Below are 16885 nucleotides of genomic sequence, written 5' to 3' on the forward strand. Positions count from 1 at the left end.
GCGCCGAAACTCGCCAGAACGGGGTCGAGAGGACGCAGGTGGACGCTGCCCCGCCATTGCCCCGCTCAACCTTTGTCCAGGGCTGGCGCTGGGGCGTGTGTGCACCGTGCCGACGACTCCGTACCCCGTCCGTTTGCCGTGACGTGGGGTGCGTCCGCCGTCATCCGCACCCGCGTCTGGTGGAATGTGCCCATGTCCGAGCCGATCCGCGTCTTCCTCCTCGACGACCACGACGTCGTCCGCGAGGGTCTGAAGTTCCTCCTCGAGCAGCAGGAGGACATCGTCGTCGTGGGTCAGTCCGCGACCGCGACCGAGGCGACGGCGCGGATCCCCGCCCTGCGGCCCGACGTCGCCGTGCTCGACGCCCGGCTGCCCGACGGGTCGGGCATCGAGGTGTGCCGGGCCGTGCGTGCGATCGATCCGTCGATCAATGCCCTCATCCTCACCTCCTACGACGACGACGAGGCGCTGTTCGCGGCGATCATGGCCGGCGCGTCCGGCTACGTCCTCAAGGAGATCCGCAGCTCCGACCTGGTCACCGCGGTGCGCCACGTCGCGTCCGGCCGGTCCCTCATCGACCCGGCCATGACCGCGACCGTGCTGGAGCGGATCCGCAAGGGACCCGGGACCCCCGACGAGCTGAGCTCGCTGACCGACCAGGAGCGCATCCTGCTCGGCCACATCGCCGAGGGCCTGACCAACCGGCAGATCGCCGAGCAGATGTTCCTCGCTGAGAAGACGGTGAAGAACTACGTCTCCAGCATCCTCGCCAAGCTCGGCCTCGAGCGTCGTACGCAGGCCGCCGTGCTGGCCTCGAAGCTCCTCGGCGGGACGGCGCACTGAGGTCCCACGACGCAGGGACCTTGGTCCCGCCGCATCACGGACGTCCTCCTCTCAACGCGACCCCACCGGTCGGCGGACAGTAGGGGTACCGGAAGACATCCGGCACCTGGAACCGAGGAGGAGATGACGATGAGCGTCATCCACCGCCAGCACCACATCAGCACCGAGGGCGTCACCACCTCCGAGACCGAGGAGGTCGCCCGCCCGGGCTTCGCCCGCGCCCTCGCCGTCTTGCGGATCGCCTTCGGAGTGACGTTCCTGTGGGCGTTCCTGGACAAGACCTTCGCCCTGGGCTTCCACACCGGCTACGACCAGGCAGGCAACCTCGACCGCTTCGGTCCCGCAGCCTGGATCAACGGCGCCAGCCCCACCGAGGGATTCCTCTCCTTCGCCGTGCCCGCCGACAACCCCTTCCACGGCTTCTTCACCTCCCTGGCCGGACACGCCTGGGTCGACTGGCTCTTCATGGCCGGCCTGCTCGGCATCGGGGTGAGCCTGCTGTTCGGGGTCGCGATGCGCATCGGCACCGCCGCCGGCGCCCTGATGTACGCCTTCATGTACGCCGCGTCGCTGCCCCTGGAGAACAACCCGGTCGTCGACGACCACCTCATCGGCGTCATCGTGATGGTCGTCCTCGCCCTCGGCGCGGCCGGCGCCACCTGGGGCTTGGGCCGCTGGTGGAGCAACACCAGCCTGGTCCGCAGGTTCCCCGTCCTCCGCTGACACCAGTCCCCTCACGGACCCGGCGCCCACCCGGCGCCGGGTCCCCACGCGTCCGGGGCTCAGGACAGCGGCACGCGCCACACGAGCAGCGTCCCGCGCTCGCCCACCTGCGAGATCTCCAGCGTCCCCCCGAGGTCGGCCGCGCGGCGGCGTGCGTTGCGCAGGCCGCTCTCGGAGACCTCGTCCGGCAGGCCCACGCCGTCGTCGGCCACCCGCAGCTCGAGGCGGTCCCCGGCGACGACCACGTCGACCTCGGCGGCATCGGCCAGGGCGTGCCGGGCGACGTTGGAGACCGCCTCGCGGAGCACGGCGACGAGCTGGGAGCCGATCTCCGCCGGGACGGCCGTGTCGACCGGTCCGGACGTGCGGACCACCGGGGTGAAGCCCAGCACCGGGACGTACTCCTTGACGAGCTTGCGGATCGCGGCGCGCAGCGAGTCGCCCCGGCGGTCCTGGAGCTCGAAGATCGTGCCGCGGATCGCCTTGATCGTGTCGTCGAGGTCGGCCACCGACTTGTCCAGCCGCTCGGCGATCGCGCTGCCACCGGTCATCGCGGCGATGCCCTGCAGCTGCAGGCCGGTCGCGAAGAGCCGCTGGATCACGATGTCGTGCAGGTCGCGGGCGATCCGCTCGCGGTCGGAGATCAGCGCGAGCTCCTGACGGTCGGCGAGCGCCTGGGTGCGGTCGAGCGACAGCGCCAGCTGGTCGGCGAAGCCGGCGAAGAGGTCGCGCTCCTGCACGTCAAGCAGGGCCGAGCCGGGGTCGGCGACGGCGACCAGCGCGCTGACCGGCGCCAGGTGGGAGCGCAGCGGCACCACGACGAGGGGTACGCCGTCGGCGTCGGTCGTCACGACGGCGGCGCCGCTGCCGGGCTCGACGACCTTGCGCGCCGCAGCCAGCAGGTCGGCGACCCGGCCGGCGTCGGCCGTGGCGTCGGGCGTGAGGCTCACCGAGTCGCGCTCGGGGTCGAGGGAGGACAGCAGCGCCACCGCCCGGGCCCGGGACACCTGACGAGCGGTGGAGACGATCTGGGGCAGCACGGCGTCGAGGTCGACGGGCGGCTGCAGGAGCTCGGCGAGCTCGGCGGAGGCCTCCAGCCACTGGCGCCGCCGCTCGCTGATCGCGAACGAGCGCGCGTTGCTGATGACGTAGCCAGCGGTGCGGGCGAGCTCCTCGACCATCCTCTCGTCGGCCTCGGTGAAGGGCCCGCCGCCGGTCTTCTCGGTGAGGTAGAGGTTGCCGAAGACGGTGCCCCGGATGCGCAGCGGCATGCCGAGGAACGTCGTCATCGGCGGGTGGTTGGGCGGGAAGCCGACGGACGCGTCGTGGGCGCTCAGGTCGGCCAGCCGCAGGCCCGAGGGGTCCTCGATGATGACGCCCAGGATGCCGCGCCCGCGCGGCAGCTCGCCGATCAGGGCGCGCGTCGGGTCGTCGATGCCGGTGGTGATGAACTCGACGAGCTCGCCGTCGCTGCCGAGGACGCCGAGCGCGCCGTAGCGGGCGCCGGTCAGCGCCGTCGCGGCCTCGACGATCCGGGTCAGCACGCTCGTGAGGTCGAGGTCGCTGGAGATGGCGGTCACGGCCTCGAGCAGCGAGCGGGCGTCGGCACCGAGGTCGGGGGGTGGTGGCGGGGTGGGGGTCACGCGCACCAGTGTGCCGTCAGGCGCGGGGCGCCGTCAGGCCAGGCGGCGTACGGGCAGGTGCTGCCACGGGTCCCACCCGTCGCCGAGCTGGCGGCCGCTCACCTCGGTCCACGGGATGCGGACGATCAGGTTGCGCTGCCCCGTGGCCCACGGACGCGGCTGCCACGACCGGGCGATCTCCGCGAGCTCGTCCTGGTCGTCCACGAACCTGCCGCGCCCGCGCACCACCACGCTCCAGCCGCGCTTGAGCTCGTAGTCGAACTGGTCGACCTCGAAGCACAGCTGCGCGTCGCGACCGTAGGTGCCGAGAAGGCTGTAGGCCGTGGTGCGGATGAGGATCGAGTCGTCGTCGACGGCGTAGTTGACCGGGACGATGTGCGGTCCCGTCGGTGTCGTGATGGCGACCCGGCCGGCGACACCGGCGGTGAGCAGGCGCGTGCAGTCCTCACGGGACAGGTCGTGCGTGGTGTGCATGGGGGCCTCCTTCAGCTTGCCTCCCAGCCTCGCCGGACGGCGCGGTCGTCAGCAGGGCCGAAGGTCCCGCGCGTCAGGGTCCGGAGTTGGTGATGAGGGCACCGGTCGTCGGCTGGTAGGGGTTGAGGCCCTTGTCGATCGCGTACTGCCGCAGGTAGCCCTCGCGGCCGAGCACCTTGATCCGCTCGGCGATCTTCGCCGCCTCGGCGCGCTCGACCTCCACCTGCGCCTGCGCCGCCTTCACCTGTGCCGCGGCCTCCGCCTCCTTCGCCTTCGCCCGCGCGACCGCCTCCTGCTGGGCGACCAGGGCTGCCTTCACCGACTCCGGCGGGACCGGCTTCTGCAGGGTGATGGCGAAGTTGGTGAAGAACTCCTCGTCGCCGTCGATCTGGCGCCCGACGAGGTCGGGCATCTGCTCGAGGACGTCCTGCTCCCACTGAGCCTTGACGTTGGGGTCGGTGTAGAGCTCGGTGTAGGTGTAGTTCTGGCTGGCGCGGTCGATCGCGGTCTCCAGGGGTCGGCTGATGTAGACGCTGAGCATCGACAGCCAGCCGGCTGAGCCGTTGCCGTCGGCGGAGTCCATGTAGGCGGCGTAGCGGTTGCCGATGAGGTCGTGGAACTTCTGAAGCGTGCGGCAGTCGGTGTTGAGCAGGAACGCGGCGACGCCGTCGACCGACATCTCGATGCCGTCCTTGCTCACGAACGTCACCGGAGCGCGGTCGCCCTGCTCGCCGAAGACGTAGTTGCGCTGCGAGGACGGGTAGGCGTAGTGCTTGTCGCCCGGTCCGTGCCAGGCCCGCTGCGAGCTCTCCACGCAGTCCTTGAACCGGCGGGGGGTGAAGGCGCCGTCGCTGTAGTGCAGGGCCACCTGGTCGGGGCCGGTCGAGACGGTGGTCGGCCGCACGACGACGAGCACCGCGAGCACGACGGCGACGACGAGCCCGAGGCCCAGCAGGACCTTGCCGGCGCGTCCGGCACGCTGGGAGACGGGGGCGATGGAGGGCATGGCGGTCCTTGGGTGCGGTGGGTGGTCGGTAGGTGGGCCGGGAGTGGGCTCAGACGTCCGGGCCGGACAGGCCGCGGCCCTTGCGGTGCCGCTGGGCGATCTCGTCGATGACGATGGTGGACAGCTCGGGGGAGACGTCGCGGTGCTGCCAGGCGAGCTCGCGCAGCTGCTCGATGAAGGCGTCGCGCTCGGCGAGCTCGGCCGGATCGGCGGTGGGCGGAACGGCGGGCGGCGCCGACGTACGACCGAGCCAGTAGGCCACCGGCACGGCCACGACGACCAGCAGCAGGACGAGCAGCGTGACCGCGGGCATGGCGGCATCCTGCCCTGTCGCGACCGGTTCGACCCTCGGCACGCGCCGGTCAGGGAGCTTCTTCCCGGCGTCTTCGAGCGCACTCGACGTTGACGGGCCGGTCTAGCGTGGAGGAGTGACGGAAGCGACCCAGCACCACCACCCCCACCCCGAGCCCAGCACCCTCGGCCAGCTCCGCGAGAGCGGCCACCAGCTCAAGCCGCTGCGGCAGGAGCTGCGCGACAACCTGCTCGCGCGGCTGCGTGCCGGAGAGGACCCGTGGCCGGGGCTGCACGGCTTCGACGACACCGTGATCCCGCAGGTCGAGCGGGCGCTGCTCGCGGGCCACGACATCGTGCTGCTCGGCGAGCGGGGCCAGGGCAAGACCCGGCTGCTGCGCTCGCTGGTGTCGCTGCTCGACGAGTGGACCCCGGTGATCTCCGGCTCCGAGCTGGGCGAGCACCCCTACGAGCCGGTCACGGTGACCTCCCAGCAGGCGGTCGCGACGTACGGCGACGACCTGCGCATCTCGTGGCGGCACCGCGACGAGAGGTACGCCGAGAAGCTGGCGACGCCGGACACGTCGGTCGCCGACCTGATCGGCGACGTCGACCCGATGAAGGTCGCCGAGGGGCGCCACCTCGGCGACCCGGAGACGATCCACTTCGGCCTGATCCCGCGCAGCCACCGCGGCATCGTGGCGATCAACGAGCTGCCCGACCTCGCCGAGCGGATCCAGGTCGCGATGCTCAACGTGATGGAGGAGCGCGACATCCAGATCCGCGGCTACGTGCTGCGGCTGCCGCTCGACGTGCTCGTGGTCGCCAGCGCCAACCCCGAGGACTACACCAACCGGGGTCGCATCATCACCCCGCTCAAGGACCGCTTCGGCGCCGAGATCCGCACCCACTACCCGCGGCAGGTGGAGGAGGAGATCGCGGTCATCGAGCAGGAGGCCGACCTGGTCGCCCAGGTGCCGCCCTACCTCCTGGAGGTGCTGGCGCGGTTCACCCGCCACCTGCGCGACTCGCAGTCGGTGGACCAGCGCTCGGGCGTGAGCGCCCGCTTCGCGATCGCCGGCGCCGAGACCATCGCCGCGGCCGCCCTGCACCGCGCCACCACGCAGGGCGAGGACGAGGCCGTCGCCCGCGTCGTCGACCTCGAGACCGCCGTCGACGTGCTCGGCGGCAAGATCGAGTTCGAGACCGGCGAGGAGGGCCGGGAGACCGAGATCCTCACCCACCTGCTCCGCACCGCCGTCGCCGAGACGGTGCGCGCCCACCTCGCCGGCATCGACCTGCGGCTGCTGGTCGAGGCCATCGAGGAGGGCGCCATGGTCAGCACCGGCGCCCGGGTGGGCGCCCGCGACTTCCTCGCCGGCCTCCCGGTGCTGGGGGAGTCCGACCTCTACGACGCGGTCTGTGACCGGCTGGAGGCCACCAACGACGGTGAGCGTGCCGCCGCGATCGAGCTGGCGCTGGAGGGCCTCTACCTCGCGCGCAAGATCGGCAAGGACACCGAGGCCGGGGAGACCGTCTATGGGTGAGGCGGCCGGCCACGCGCGGGGTGACGGCGTCATCACGCTGCGCCCCGGCACGACGGCCGACATCCCGGCCTTCCGCGCCCTCGGCGAGGCGGTGGTGCCGCCGACCTACGGCCCGATCGACGCGGCGTACGCCCAGCGGATGCTCGACGAGTGGTGGGTCCCGGAGGTCTTCGAGCGGTCGCTGGCGCGCAACGCGCACCTCGTCGCCGAGGTCGACGGCCAGGTCGTCGCGATGGCCAGCTTCGGCCGGCTCTCGCAGTCGCACCGGGAGTTCCCCCACGTCACCGGCGACCGCGAGGTGATGTGGAAGCTCTACGTGCACCCCGACCACCAGGGCAGCGGCATCGGCAGCCGCCTGCTGGCCGAGGTCGAGGCGGTGGTCGAGGGCGACGTGCTGTGGCTCGAGGTCGTCGACGGCAACCAGCAGGCCTACGACTTCTACCGCGCGCACGGCTTCGTCGAGGTCGAGCGGGTCACCGACCGTGACTGGCCCGACGACGTGTGGCTGCGCAAGCAGCTGGGGGACGGGCAGCGATGAGCCGCTTCCGCAAGTACGACGGCGGCGACCCGCTCGCCCCGCCGGTCGACCTGGCCGAGGCGCTCGACGCCATCGGCCAGGACGTGATGGCCGGCTACTCGCCGGAGCGCGCGATGCGGGAGTTCCTGCGCCGCGGCGGCACCGACCAGGCCGGGCTCGACGAGCTCGCCCGGCGGGTGGCCGAGCGCCGGCGCGAGATCCTGCAGCGCAACGACCTCGACGGCACGATGCGCGAGGTGCGCGAGCTGCTGGACCGGGCGGTGCTCGCCGAGCGGGGCCAGCTGGCGCGCGACATCACCATGGACGACGGCGACCGCGCCTTCCGCGAGGTCCTGCTCGACAACCTCCCCACCTCCACGCCGGCGGCGGTGAGCGAGCTGTCGTCCTACGACTGGCAGTCGACGGAGGCGCGCGAGGCGTACGAGGAGATCAAGGACCTGCTCGGCCGCGAGCTGCTCGACCAGCGCTTCGCGGGCATGAAGCAGGCGCTCGAGGGCGCCACCGAGGAGGACCGGGCGGCGGTCAACGAGATGCTGTCCGACCTCAACGACCTGCTCGAGAAGCACGCCGCGGGCGGCGTCACCGACGACGAGTTCCGCGACTTCATGGACAAGCACGGCGACTTCTTCCCCGACGACCCCCAGGACATGGACGCGCTGCTCGACTCCCTCGCCCAGCGCGCCGCGGCGGCGCAGCGGATGCTCAACTCGATGACGCCCGAGCAGCGCCAGGAGCTGATGGAGCTCTCGCAGCAGGCCTTCGGCTCGCCGCAGCTGATGGAGCAGCTGGCGCGGATGGACGCCAACCTCCAGGCGCTGCGCCCCGGCGAGGACTGGTCGGGCTCGGAGAGCTTCGAGGGGGAGCAGGGGATGGGCCTCGGCGACGGCACGGGCGCCCTGCAGGACCTCGCCCAGCTCGACGCGCTCGCCGACCAGCTCGCCCAGTCGCACCACGGTGCCCGGATGGACGACGTCGACCTCGACGCGCTGGCCCAGCAGCTCGGCCCCGACGCGGCGGTCGCTGCCAAGACCCTGCAGGAGCTCGAGCGGGCCCTGCGCGACAGCGGCTACCTCAAGCGCGGCTCCGACGGCGAGCTGCGGCTCTCGCCCAAGGCGATGCGCCAGCTCGGCAAGGCGTTGCTGCGCGACGTGGCCGAGCGGATGAGCGGGCGCAGCGGCGCCCGCGAGACGCGGACGACGGGCCTGGCGGGCGAGCCGTCGGGCGGGACGCGGCGCTGGGAGTTCGGCGACACCGAGCCGTGGGACGTGCCGCGCACCATCACCAACGCGGTGCTGCGCGACGGCGGCTCCTCGCCCGTGCGGATCCGGGTCGACGACATCGAGGTGGTCGAGACCGAGGCGCGCACCCAGGCGGCGGTCGCGCTGCTGGTCGACACGTCGTTCTCGATGGCGATGGACGGCCGGTGGGTGCCGATGAAGCGCACGGCGCTGGCGCTGCACCAGCTCGTACGCTCCCGCTTCCGCGGCGACGACCTCCAGCTGATCGCCTTCGGTCGCCACGCCCAGGTGATGGAGATCGAGGAGCTCACCGCCCTCGACGCACGCTGGGACAAGGGCACCAACCTCCACCACGGGCTGCTGCTCGCCAACCGGTTCTTCCGCAAGCACCCCAACGCCCAGCCGGTGCTGCTGGTGGTCACCGACGGCGAGCCGACCGCCCACCTCGAGCCCGACGGCGAGGTGTGGTTCTCCTACCCGCCGCACCCGCTCACGATCGCCCACTCGGTGCGCGAGCTCGACGCCGCCGCCCGGCTGGGCGCGCAGGTGACGTTCTTCCGCCTCGGCGAGGACCCGGGACTGGCGCGCTTCATCGACTCGATGGCGCGCCGCGTCGACGGCCGGATGGTGAGCCCCGAGCTCGACGACCTCGGCGCCGCGGTGGTCGGGTCCTACCTCGGCTCGCGGGCTCCCGGGTCGTCCTACCGCGAGCAGTTCGGCGACTGGTACGGCGGCGGGCGGGGGTTCTGGGTCTGAGCCAGGCCGGCGTCAGTCGGCGAAGCCCGGCAGCGACTCCTCGAGGATCTCGCGGAAGGGCGCGGTGGCGCCGAGCTGGCTGAGCAGGCCGAGCGCGCCGAGCCACGTGCGGTGGATGAGGAGGTAGGACGTCGGCAGGTTGAGCTTGGTGGCCAGCGAGAACGTCTCGGCCCTGGGGTCGTTGATCCGCTCGAACTGCTCGCGCATCCACTCGCGGGTGAAGGCGAAGCGCTCCTGCGCCGCGGGCTCGACGAACGGCGCGAGGTAGTCGAGCAGCATCGCCGGGTCGACGTCGATCCCGTCCTTGATGAACCCCTCCTCGCGCAGCCCGGCGACCAGCGACTCCTCGTCGGAGTCGAGCGCGATGCGGATGAGCCGGCCCATCGCCTCGGGCAGCTGGCCCTGGGGCAGGCGGGCGACGGCGCCGAAGTCGAGGACGCCGAGCCTGCCGAGGCCGCCGTCGGGCGCCGGGACCACGCGGAAGTTGCCCGGGTGCGGGTCGGCGTGCAGCATGCCGGTGCGCCGCGGGCCCTCGAAGAGGAAGCGGACGAAGAGCTCGCCGTAGTGGTCGCGCTCCTCCTGGGTGCCCTCGCGGATCACGTGGGCCAGGGAGTGGGCGGAGTCGAGCCACTCGGTGACCAGCACCTCGGTGCCGACGGCCACCACGTCGGGCACCACGATGTCGGGATCGTCGGCGAACGCGTCGGCGTAGGCCGCCTGCGCCTGCGCCTCGAGCTCGTAGTCGAGCTCGTCGGCGGCCCGCTCCTGCAGCTCGGCCACCAGCGGCTTGACGTCGATGCCGGGGAAGACGGGCGCGACGCCGCGCGCCACGCGGGCGATCTGACGCAGGTCGGACATCAGCGCCTCCCCGGCGCCGGGGTACTGCACCTTGACCGCGACGTCGACCTCGTCGTCGGCGTCGTCCGGGTCGTCACGCCAGGTGCCGCGGTGCACCTGCCCGATCGAGGCTGCTGCCGTCGGCGCGCCGTCGAGCCACACCAGGCGCTCGCGCCAGTCGGGGCCGAGGTTGGTGGTGAGCTGCTCGCGCACGGTCGAGGTGGGCATCGGGGGAGCGGAGTCCTGGAGCGCGGTCAGGTGCTCGCGATAGGGCGCGGCGACGTCCTCGGGCAGGGCCGACTCGAGCACGCTGAGTGCCTGGCCGAACTTCATCGCGCCGCCCTTGAGCTCGCCCAGCGTCCGGAACAGCTGCTCGGCCGTGCGCTGCTGCACCTCGGTGAGGACGGCGTCGGCCGGCCTGCCCCCCAGCCGCTTGCCCAGCCCCATCGCCTGGCGGCCGGCATACCCGAGGGGGAGCGCGGCGAGGCGGGCCGTGCGGGCGGCGGCCTTGCGGGGGAGGTCGGTCATTCCCCCATTGTCCCCGCCCGCGCAATCGCGTTGAGCCGTGACCTGCTGCCGGGTCCGCTCGTTGGCACAGGTGGCGGGATGACGACCCGTCAGGAGGACGCCACCGCGCGACAGGGGGGCGGTGGCGGAGTGCGGGCGAGGGTCGTGGGGTCCCCCGCCCGCACCCACCTCTTCCGTCCCTCCTCACCGATCCGCCCGTCTCCTGGCGACGACGCCGCTCTCGCCTGCCGCGGCCTGTGCGGGCTCCGGCTCGTGCCTAGCGTCGTGGGCTCGAGCAGCCGAGCGGAGGAGCGAGAGGTGGAACGACTAGCGCGAGCGTGTGCGCGCCGACGGTACGTGGTGCTGGCCGTGTGGGTGGTCCTGGTGGTGGCGGTGTCGGTGCTCTCCGGGGCGGTGGCCGGGGAGACCAGTGACGACTACGCCCTGGCGGGCTCGGAGAGCGAGCGTGCCGCCGAGATCCTGCAGGAGGCCGGGTTCGACGTGGGCGCCGGGACGCAGGCCCAGCTGGTGTTCCGCATCGACCGGGCGGACGACGACGGCCTGCGCGCCGAGGTCGACGCGGTCGCCGACCGGGTCCGGGACGCGGTCCCCGAGGCGCGGGTGGTCAGCCCGTACGAGCCGGAGGGTGCTCGCCAGCTCTCGCCGGACCGGTCGATCGGCTACGTCGCCGTCGACCTCCCCCGCATGGACGCGGCGGAGCTCGCCGACGTGCAGGAGACCCTCTCGGACATCCGCGAGACGTCCGCCGACCTGCGCCTCGAGGTCGGCGGGATCGCGGTCGAGCAGGACGCCGAGGGCGGCCCGCCGAGCGAGCTGGTCGGCATCCTCGCCGCCGTGGTCATCCTGCTGTTCGCCTTCGGCTCCGTCATCGCCATGGGCCTGCCCATCCTGGTGGGCGTCATCGGGGCGGCGAGCGGCATCGCGGCCGTCGGCATCGGAGCGCGGTGGGTGGACATGCCGAGCTTCGCGGCACCGGTGAGCGCCATGATCGCGATCGGTGTGGGCATCGACTACGCGCTCCTCGTCGTGACGCGCTACCGCGAGGCGCTCGCCGCCGGCGAGGAGCCCGCCGAGGCCGTCGTGTCGGCGCAGGCCACCGCCGGCCGCTCGGTGCTGTTCGCCGGCGTCACCGTCGTCATCGCGTCCCTGGGCCTGGTGCTGATGGACCTCGAGCTCATCACCGGCGTGGCGCTCGGCATCGCGGTCTCCGTGCTCCTCACGATGCTGGCCGCCGTGACCCTGCTGCCGGCGATGCTGGCCGTCGTCGGGCGCCGCATCGACCGGTACTCGATCCATCTCCGCAGGCGCGGTGGCGCAGCGGTGGACGGAGCGATCGCGCGGAGGTGGAGCCGGCGGATCCAGCGCCACCCGCTGCCGTGGGCGTTGGCGTCCAGCGCCGCGCTGCTGGTCATGAGCATCCCGGTTCTCGACATGCGCCTGGGCTTCTCCGACGCCGGCACCAAGCCGCCGACCGACACCGCCCGGCGTGCCTACGACCTGATGGCGGAGGGGTTCGGCGCGGGCTCCAGCGGCCCGCTGGTCGTCGCGGTCAGGACCGGCGAGGGGTCCGGGCCAGCGGTCCTCGACCACCTGCAGGAGGAGCTGGCAGGCACGCCCGGCGTCGACGCCGTCAGCCCACCGGCGGTCGGGGAGGCCGGGGACGTGGCGGTGCTCCAGGTCGTCCCCGAGACGGGGCCGCGCGACGAGCGCACCACCGACCTGGTCCACCGCCTCCGTGAGGACGTCGTCCCCTCGGCCGTCGCCGGCGAGGACGTCGAGGTCGCCATAGGCGGCACGACAGCGGCGGCCGTCGACTTCGCCGACTACACCGCCGAGCGCCTCCCGGTGTTCCTCGCCGTGGTGCTCGGTCTCGCGATGCTGCTCCTGGTGGCGGTGTTCCGCGGGATCGCGGTCGCCGTGAAGGCCGTCGTCGTCAACCTGCTGTCGATCGGCGCTGCCTTCGGGGCGACGGTCGCGGTCTTCCAGTGGGGGTGGGGCGTGGACCTGCTCGACCTGGGCGCCGGCGCTCCCGTGGAGGCCTGGGCGCCGATGATGCTGATCGCCATCGTGTTCGGCCTCTCCATGGACTACGAGGTCTTCCTGCTGTCGCGCATCAAGGAGGAGCGTCACCGCACCGGCGACAGCTCCGCAGCGGTCGTGGAAGGCGTGGCCCGCACGGGTCGGGTGATCACGGCTGCTGCTGCGATCATGATCTGCGTCTTCGGCAGCTTCGTCCTCGGCAGCAGCAGGGAGCTGCAGCTCTTCGGCTTCGGGCTGGCCTTCGCCGTCCTCGTCGACGCGACCCTAGTGCGCCTGGTGCTGGTGCCCTCGGTGATGCAGCTGCTGGGCGACCGGGCGTGGTGGCTGCCACGACGGCTCGACCGCGTGCTGCCCACGCTCGACGTCGAGCGGCCGGCACCCCGGCAGGGGGAGCCGGCATGAACGGCGGCCTGCGCAACGGGGTGGAGGTCGGTGCCGCGGGCACTCGGCGCAACAATTTCGTTGCGTGCCGTAGGATCGGTTCATGGCAGTCAGGAAGACACCCCCCAAGACCACGACCGCTAAGAAGGCGCCGTCGAAGAAGGCCGCCTCCAAGAGCACCGCGAAGTCGACTGCGAAGTCACGCGCGTCCAAGACGGTTGTCCCACGCAAGAGCGCCGCGGCGAAGCCCGCAGCCACGAAGCCGACGGCGCGCTCCACTCCTCGGGCGGCGTCGAAGAGCGCCCCCTCCGGGATGAAGACCGCCGCGTTCGTCCTTCCCGGCCGCACGGACGCCACGGTGGCGGAGCGCAAGGTCGGCCGCAACGCCGGCACGGCCCACGCCAAGGTTGTCGTCGTCCAGGGTGACCCGGTCGGCATCCTCTCGTTCCGCACCGAGTCCCTCATCCAGAACGTCGGCTCCGTCACCGCGGTGGCCGAACTCCTCGGTGTCGACAAGTCGCAGCCGACCCGGTGGCGCAAGGGCCAGGGCTCGCCGTCTCCCGACAAGGCGCGCCTCCTGACCGACCTGGAGCACGTCTACTCCCGCGCCGCGATGATCTTCGCCCCAAGCGTCATCAACTCCTGGATGACCGGCTCGAACGACTATCTCGGAGGCTCGCGCCCCATCGACGTCCTGAAGACCCGCGGCGCCTCGGAGGTCCTCAATGCCCTCGACGCGGCCACTCAGATCGCCTATGGCGGCTGAGGGAGAAGGGCGTTGATCCTCTACCGCGTCTTCCCGTACATCGACGGCGCCGACCCTGGCGACCCCGGCTCCGCGACCTACCTGCACCGACCGCAGGGCAACAACCGGCTCGACAACCCGAGCGCCTATGACACCTGGTACTTCGGGCTCACACCCGAAGCAGCGATCGGTGAGGTGTTCGGCGACCTGCGCGAGTGGTCCGCCGACATGTTCCTACTGCCCGACCTGCCCGAGTCGTGGAAGTCGATGGGCATGTACGAGGTCGGCGACTCCATCGGCGTCCTGAACATGGACGACGCGCAGACGCTCCTGGATCGCGGCCTGCGCCCGACCCAGGTGGTCGAACGCATCCGGCCCGTCACCCAGGCCTGGGGACTACGCATCCACGACGAGCACCGGTGGGCGGGCGTGCGCTGGTGGTCCTTCCAACGCCCGCACTGGACCATCTACTGCCTGTGGGTGCCCGTGGGCGACCCGTGCCCGGCCACCCCTGTCGACGTGCAGCACATCGACATCACCCACCACTACGTCACGAGCGCGGCGACCTCGCTCGGCAAGACCATCGTCTGACCGGCAGCGAACGCGCAGGCGGTCGCTGGCTCGGCGCGCGGCGGCACAGGACCTCTTGGCAGTTGCCGTGCGCGCCCTGCTTCGGCTGTTCGGGTAGAGCGGGACCCCCTCAGTCCACGGTCGGGTCGACCAGGCCCGCGCGGTGGGCCAGCACCACGAGCTGGGCGCGGTCGCGCGCGCCGAGCTTGGTCATCAGCCGGCTCACGTAGGTGCGGGCGGTCTCCGGGCTGAGGAAGAGGGCGCGGCCGATCTCCTCGTTGGACAGGCCCAGGCCGACGTGGGTGAGGATCTCGAGGTCGCGCTCGGTCAGGCCCGCCAGCTGCTCCTCGCGGCTGCGCCTCGTCGGCAGTCGCGCGATCCGGTCCATCATCTGCCGCAGCACGCCGGGCGCCATGTCCGCCTCCCCGGCCGCCGCCCGCCGCACGGCGCGCCGCAGGTCCTCGGCGTCGATGTCCTTGAGCAGGTAGCCGTTGGCTCCGGCGGCGAGGGCCTCCACGACGTCGTCGTCCTCGTCGAACGTCGTCAGGACCAGCACGGCCGCCTTCTTCAGCGACGGGTCCCGCCGGATCTCACGGATCGCCTCGTGGCCGTTCATCGTGGGCATCTGGAGGTCCATCAAGAACACGTCGGGGGAGTGCTCGCGCCCCAGGCTGAGGGCCTCTCGCCCGTTGCGGGCCTGGGCCACCACGGTCAGGTCGTCGGCCACGTCGAGGATGGCGCGAAGCCCTTCGCGCAGCAGCCGCTGGTCGTCGACCAGGAGCACCTTGATCATGCCGCCTCCCACGGGATCGTGGCGTGGACCCGCCAGCCGCTGCGTGCGCTGACGACGGTCAGGACGCCGCCCAGGTCCGCCACCCGCTCGCGCATGCCGCTCAGCCCGTGCCCCAGCTCGACCGGCGTGGTGCGCTCGCCGGCGCCGTCGTCGCTGATGCTCACGTCCACCGTGTGCGGGCCCACGCAGGAGACGCGGACCTCGATGCGGCGGCCGGTGGAGTGCTTCAGCGCATTGGTGATCCCCTCCTGGGCGAGGCGGTAGATCGCCGCGCCGACGGGCACGGGGACGGGGACGTCCGGCACGTCGACGCGTACGTCGTAGCCCGCGGCCCGCGGCGCCTCGGCGAGGTGGCGGATGTCCTCCAGCCCCGGACCGGCCTGGCTGGTGCCCTGCTCGCGCAGCAGCCGGACGGTGCGTCTCAGGTGGGACAGTGCCTCCGAGACCGCGGCCCTGACCATCGTGAGGCTCTGGTCCCTGCGCTCGGGTCCGACGTCGCGCTCGAGGGCCAGCCCCGCATAGAGCGACGCGACCGTCAGCGAGTGACCGATCGAGTCGTGCAGGTCGCGGGCCAGCGTGAGGCGGTCGTCGCGCTTCGTCACCTCCGCGTCGAGGTGGCGCTGGCGCGCCAGCAGTCGGGTCACCTGGTCGCGCCTCAGGCGCAGCTGGCGAGTGGTGCGCAGGCTGTGCCCGAGCGCGATCACCGCGGCCATGAGCGCGACGTGGGTGGTGAGCTCGTAGCCGAGGACGTAGGCCAGGTTCTGCTTCGTGGCGAGCCGATAGGCGGTGGACCCGAGCAGGGTCACGGCGCCGGTCACCGCCGCGGCCCTGGTGTGGCCCATCTCGGCTGCGGAGAAGAGGGCGGCCGCCACCGGCACGGCGACGCCCATGGCGGGGAACCCGGCCGCGTGATAGCTGAAGTAGCCGATCGTCGTCAGCACCAGCACGAGCAGCGGATGGCTGCGCCGGATGAGCATGAGCAGTCCCAGCCCCACGGTCCACACGTAGGCCAACGGGTTGATCGGACCCGTGAACGTGCCGCCCTGCCCCGAGGTGACGATCGTGGCCAGGACGACGGTCACCCCGACGGCCAGCAGCACGTCGACCCTGCGGGCGTTCACCTCGCACCGTCCATTGCTCGATGCTAGGACGACACCGCGCCCCGCGGCGTCGCTCGCAGGCGACATCTCTGTGTGCAGACCGGCGGGCGCGTGTCGCCTCCAGTCGATGGGCACCCGTCCTCCGCGTTCCTACGGTGGGCGTCGTGACGCCATCTCCTGCCCCGCCCGCGGTCGGACGCCTGGTGCGTGCCGAGCGGGGCGCGGCCGTCGACCTCGTGGCCCGAGCGATGGTCGACAACCCGCTGCACGTGGCCGCCTACGGCGACGACCCGCACGAGCGCCTCGTCGCGCACCGCAGGCTCGTCGGCGGTGCCATCGATGTGATGGACGCGCTGGAGGTCCTGGTGCTCAGGTCCTCCGGACGGGTCGTGGGCGTCGCCGGGATGGTCCCGGCCGGTCACTGCCGGCCCACGGCGCGACAACGGCTCCAGCTGCTGCCGGTCCTGGCGAGGCTGGGACCCCGTGCCGGGCGTCGGGTGGTCGGCTGGCTCGGCGAGTGGTCCCGACGTGACCTGTGCGAGCCGCACGTGCACGTCGGTCCCGTGGGCGTGCAACCGGGCCTGCAGGGACGCGGGCTCGGCACCCGCCTGATGGCGGCCGTCTGCGCGGAGCTCGACACCTCGGGACTGCCGGGCTACCTGGAGACCGACAAGGCCGCCAACGTGCCCTTCTACGAGAGGTGCGGCTTCGAGGTCGTGGGGTCGGCGCCGGTCATCGGGGTCGACAACTGGTTCATGCGACGCCCCCCGGTGGCGCCGGTCCAGACCACCTGACCTCTCGGAGGCAACCTCCGAGCCGGGCGGTGCGTCTC

At 72.4% G+C, this 16885-nt stretch carries 16 protein-coding genes; 9 read left to right on the forward strand and 7 right to left on the reverse strand.

Features of this window, described 5'->3' with window-relative positions; all coding sequences use genetic code 11:
- Positions 1-192 precede the first annotated feature (192 nt).
- Positions 193-843 carry a response regulator gene (locus AC4H2S_RS05215; protein ID WP_491495907.1) on the forward strand — a complete coding sequence of 217 codons (651 nt, stop codon included), beginning with the start codon at positions 193-195 and terminating at the stop codon, positions 841-843.
- Positions 844-972: 129 nt separating this feature from the next.
- Positions 973-1566 (forward strand): hypothetical protein, encoded by a 594-nt coding sequence (locus tag AC4H2S_RS05220; protein WP_491495908.1) that lies wholly within the window; start codon positions 973-975, stop codon positions 1564-1566.
- Between the two features lie 59 nt (positions 1567-1625).
- Here the strand turns inward: AC4H2S_RS05220 and AC4H2S_RS05225 are convergent, their stop codons facing one another.
- From AC4H2S_RS05225 to AC4H2S_RS05240, 4 genes are all read right to left on the reverse strand, one after another.
- Positions 1626-3209, reverse strand: coding sequence for a GAF domain-containing sensor histidine kinase (locus AC4H2S_RS05225; RefSeq protein WP_491495909.1), 1584 nt, complete (start codon positions 3207-3209; stop codon positions 1626-1628).
- Between the two features lie 33 nt (positions 3210-3242).
- A complete protein-coding gene (locus AC4H2S_RS05230) occupies positions 3243-3683 on the reverse strand; it encodes a pyridoxamine 5'-phosphate oxidase family protein (RefSeq protein ID WP_491495910.1) in 441 nt (146 codons plus the stop codon).
- A gap of 73 nt (positions 3684-3756) precedes the next feature.
- Entirely contained in the window at positions 3757-4689 is a 933-nt protein-coding gene (locus AC4H2S_RS05235) for an SPFH domain-containing protein (RefSeq protein ID WP_491495911.1), read from the reverse strand.
- Positions 4690-4738: 49 nt separating this feature from the next.
- Complete coding sequence (locus tag AC4H2S_RS05240) at positions 4739-5002, reverse strand: hypothetical protein (RefSeq protein WP_491495912.1); 264 nt, start codon at positions 5000-5002, stop codon at positions 4739-4741.
- Between the two features lie 115 nt (positions 5003-5117).
- On the opposite strand from AC4H2S_RS05240, the gene AC4H2S_RS05245 reads away from it, so the two are divergent.
- From AC4H2S_RS05245 to AC4H2S_RS05255, 3 genes are read left to right on the forward strand one after another with little or no spacing between them, the layout of a single operon-like run.
- Positions 5118-6527, forward strand: coding sequence for a sigma 54-interacting transcriptional regulator (locus AC4H2S_RS05245; protein WP_491495913.1), 1410 nt, complete (start codon positions 5118-5120; stop codon positions 6525-6527).
- Entirely contained in the window at positions 6520-7065 is a 546-nt protein-coding gene (locus AC4H2S_RS05250) for a GNAT family N-acetyltransferase (protein WP_491495914.1), read from the forward strand. Before AC4H2S_RS05245 ends, AC4H2S_RS05250 begins: the two co-directional genes overlap by 8 nt.
- Positions 7062-9059, forward strand: coding sequence for a VWA domain-containing protein (locus AC4H2S_RS05255; protein ID WP_491495915.1), 1998 nt, complete (start codon positions 7062-7064; stop codon positions 9057-9059). The genes AC4H2S_RS05250 and AC4H2S_RS05255 overlap by 4 nt, the downstream gene beginning before the upstream one ends.
- 12 nt (positions 9060-9071) lie before the next feature.
- Here the strand turns inward: AC4H2S_RS05255 and AC4H2S_RS05260 are convergent, their stop codons facing one another.
- Entirely contained in the window at positions 9072-10424 is a 1353-nt protein-coding gene (locus tag AC4H2S_RS05260; protein ID WP_491495916.1) for an ABC1 kinase family protein, read from the reverse strand.
- 339 nt (positions 10425-10763) lie between these two features.
- Here AC4H2S_RS05260 and AC4H2S_RS05265 point away from each other — a divergent pair, with 339 nt between their 5' ends.
- From AC4H2S_RS05265 to AC4H2S_RS05275, 3 genes are all read left to right on the forward strand, one after another.
- Positions 10764-12866: an MMPL family transporter gene (locus tag AC4H2S_RS05265; RefSeq protein WP_491495917.1), complete on the forward strand. Its 2103-nt coding sequence runs from the start codon at positions 10764-10766 to the stop codon at positions 12864-12866.
- Positions 12867-12948: 82 nt separating this feature from the next.
- Positions 12949-13611, forward strand: a complete 663-nt coding sequence (locus AC4H2S_RS05270; protein WP_491495918.1) for an antitoxin Xre/MbcA/ParS toxin-binding domain-containing protein — start codon at positions 12949-12951, stop codon at positions 13609-13611.
- A 12-nt stretch (positions 13612-13623) separates the two neighbouring features.
- Complete coding sequence (locus tag AC4H2S_RS05275; RefSeq protein ID WP_491495919.1) at positions 13624-14181, forward strand: RES family NAD+ phosphorylase; 558 nt, start codon at positions 13624-13626, stop codon at positions 14179-14181.
- A gap of 109 nt (positions 14182-14290) precedes the next feature.
- Here AC4H2S_RS05275 and AC4H2S_RS05280 read toward each other — a convergent pair whose 3' ends face one another.
- Together AC4H2S_RS05280 and AC4H2S_RS05285 are read right to left on the reverse strand one after the other, a co-directional pair.
- On the reverse strand, positions 14291-14953 hold the full coding sequence (locus AC4H2S_RS05280; protein ID WP_491495920.1) for a response regulator: 663 nt from the start codon (positions 14951-14953) through the stop codon (positions 14291-14293).
- A complete protein-coding gene (locus AC4H2S_RS05285; protein WP_491495921.1) occupies positions 14950-16074 on the reverse strand; it encodes a sensor histidine kinase in 1125 nt (374 codons plus the stop codon). The genes AC4H2S_RS05280 and AC4H2S_RS05285 overlap by 4 nt, the downstream gene beginning before the upstream one ends.
- A gap of 143 nt (positions 16075-16217) precedes the next feature.
- On the opposite strand from AC4H2S_RS05285, the gene AC4H2S_RS05290 reads away from it, so the two are divergent.
- On the forward strand, positions 16218-16847 hold the full coding sequence (locus tag AC4H2S_RS05290; RefSeq protein WP_491495922.1) for a GNAT family N-acetyltransferase: 630 nt from the start codon (positions 16218-16220) through the stop codon (positions 16845-16847).
- The last annotated feature ends 38 nt before the right edge of the window (positions 16848-16885 follow it).

It is taken from the genome of Nocardioides sp. Z13_37 (assembly GCF_058355585.1).

Bases quoted from the DNA above. Each gene is read 5' to 3' on its own strand.
- AC4H2S_RS05270 (WP_491495918.1), top strand. From the start codon at position 12,949: ATGGCAGTCAGGAAGACACCCCCCAAGACCACGACCGCTAAGAAGGCG.
- AC4H2S_RS05235 (WP_491495911.1), bottom strand. From the start codon at position 4,689: ATGCCCTCCATCGCCCCCGTCTCCCAGCGTGCCGGACGCGCCGGCAAG.
- AC4H2S_RS05250 (WP_491495914.1), top strand. From the start codon at position 6,520: ATGGGTGAGGCGGCCGGCCACGCGCGGGGTGACGGCGTCATCACGCTG.
- AC4H2S_RS05230 (WP_491495910.1), bottom strand. From the start codon at position 3,683: ATGCACACCACGCACGACCTGTCCCGTGAGGACTGCACGCGCCTGCTC.
- AC4H2S_RS05220 (WP_491495908.1), top strand. From the start codon at position 973: ATGAGCGTCATCCACCGCCAGCACCACATCAGCACCGAGGGCGTCACC.
- AC4H2S_RS05260 (WP_491495916.1), bottom strand. From the start codon at position 10,424: ATGACCGACCTCCCCCGCAAGGCCGCCGCCCGCACGGCCCGCCTCGCC.
- AC4H2S_RS05240 (WP_491495912.1), bottom strand. From the start codon at position 5,002: ATGCCCGCGGTCACGCTGCTCGTCCTGCTGCTGGTCGTCGTGGCCGTG.
- AC4H2S_RS05215 (WP_491495907.1), top strand. From the start codon at position 193: ATGTCCGAGCCGATCCGCGTCTTCCTCCTCGACGACCACGACGTCGTC.
- AC4H2S_RS05280 (WP_491495920.1), bottom strand. From the start codon at position 14,953: ATGATCAAGGTGCTCCTGGTCGACGACCAGCGGCTGCTGCGCGAAGGG.
- AC4H2S_RS05255 (WP_491495915.1), top strand. From the start codon at position 7,062: ATGAGCCGCTTCCGCAAGTACGACGGCGGCGACCCGCTCGCCCCGCCG.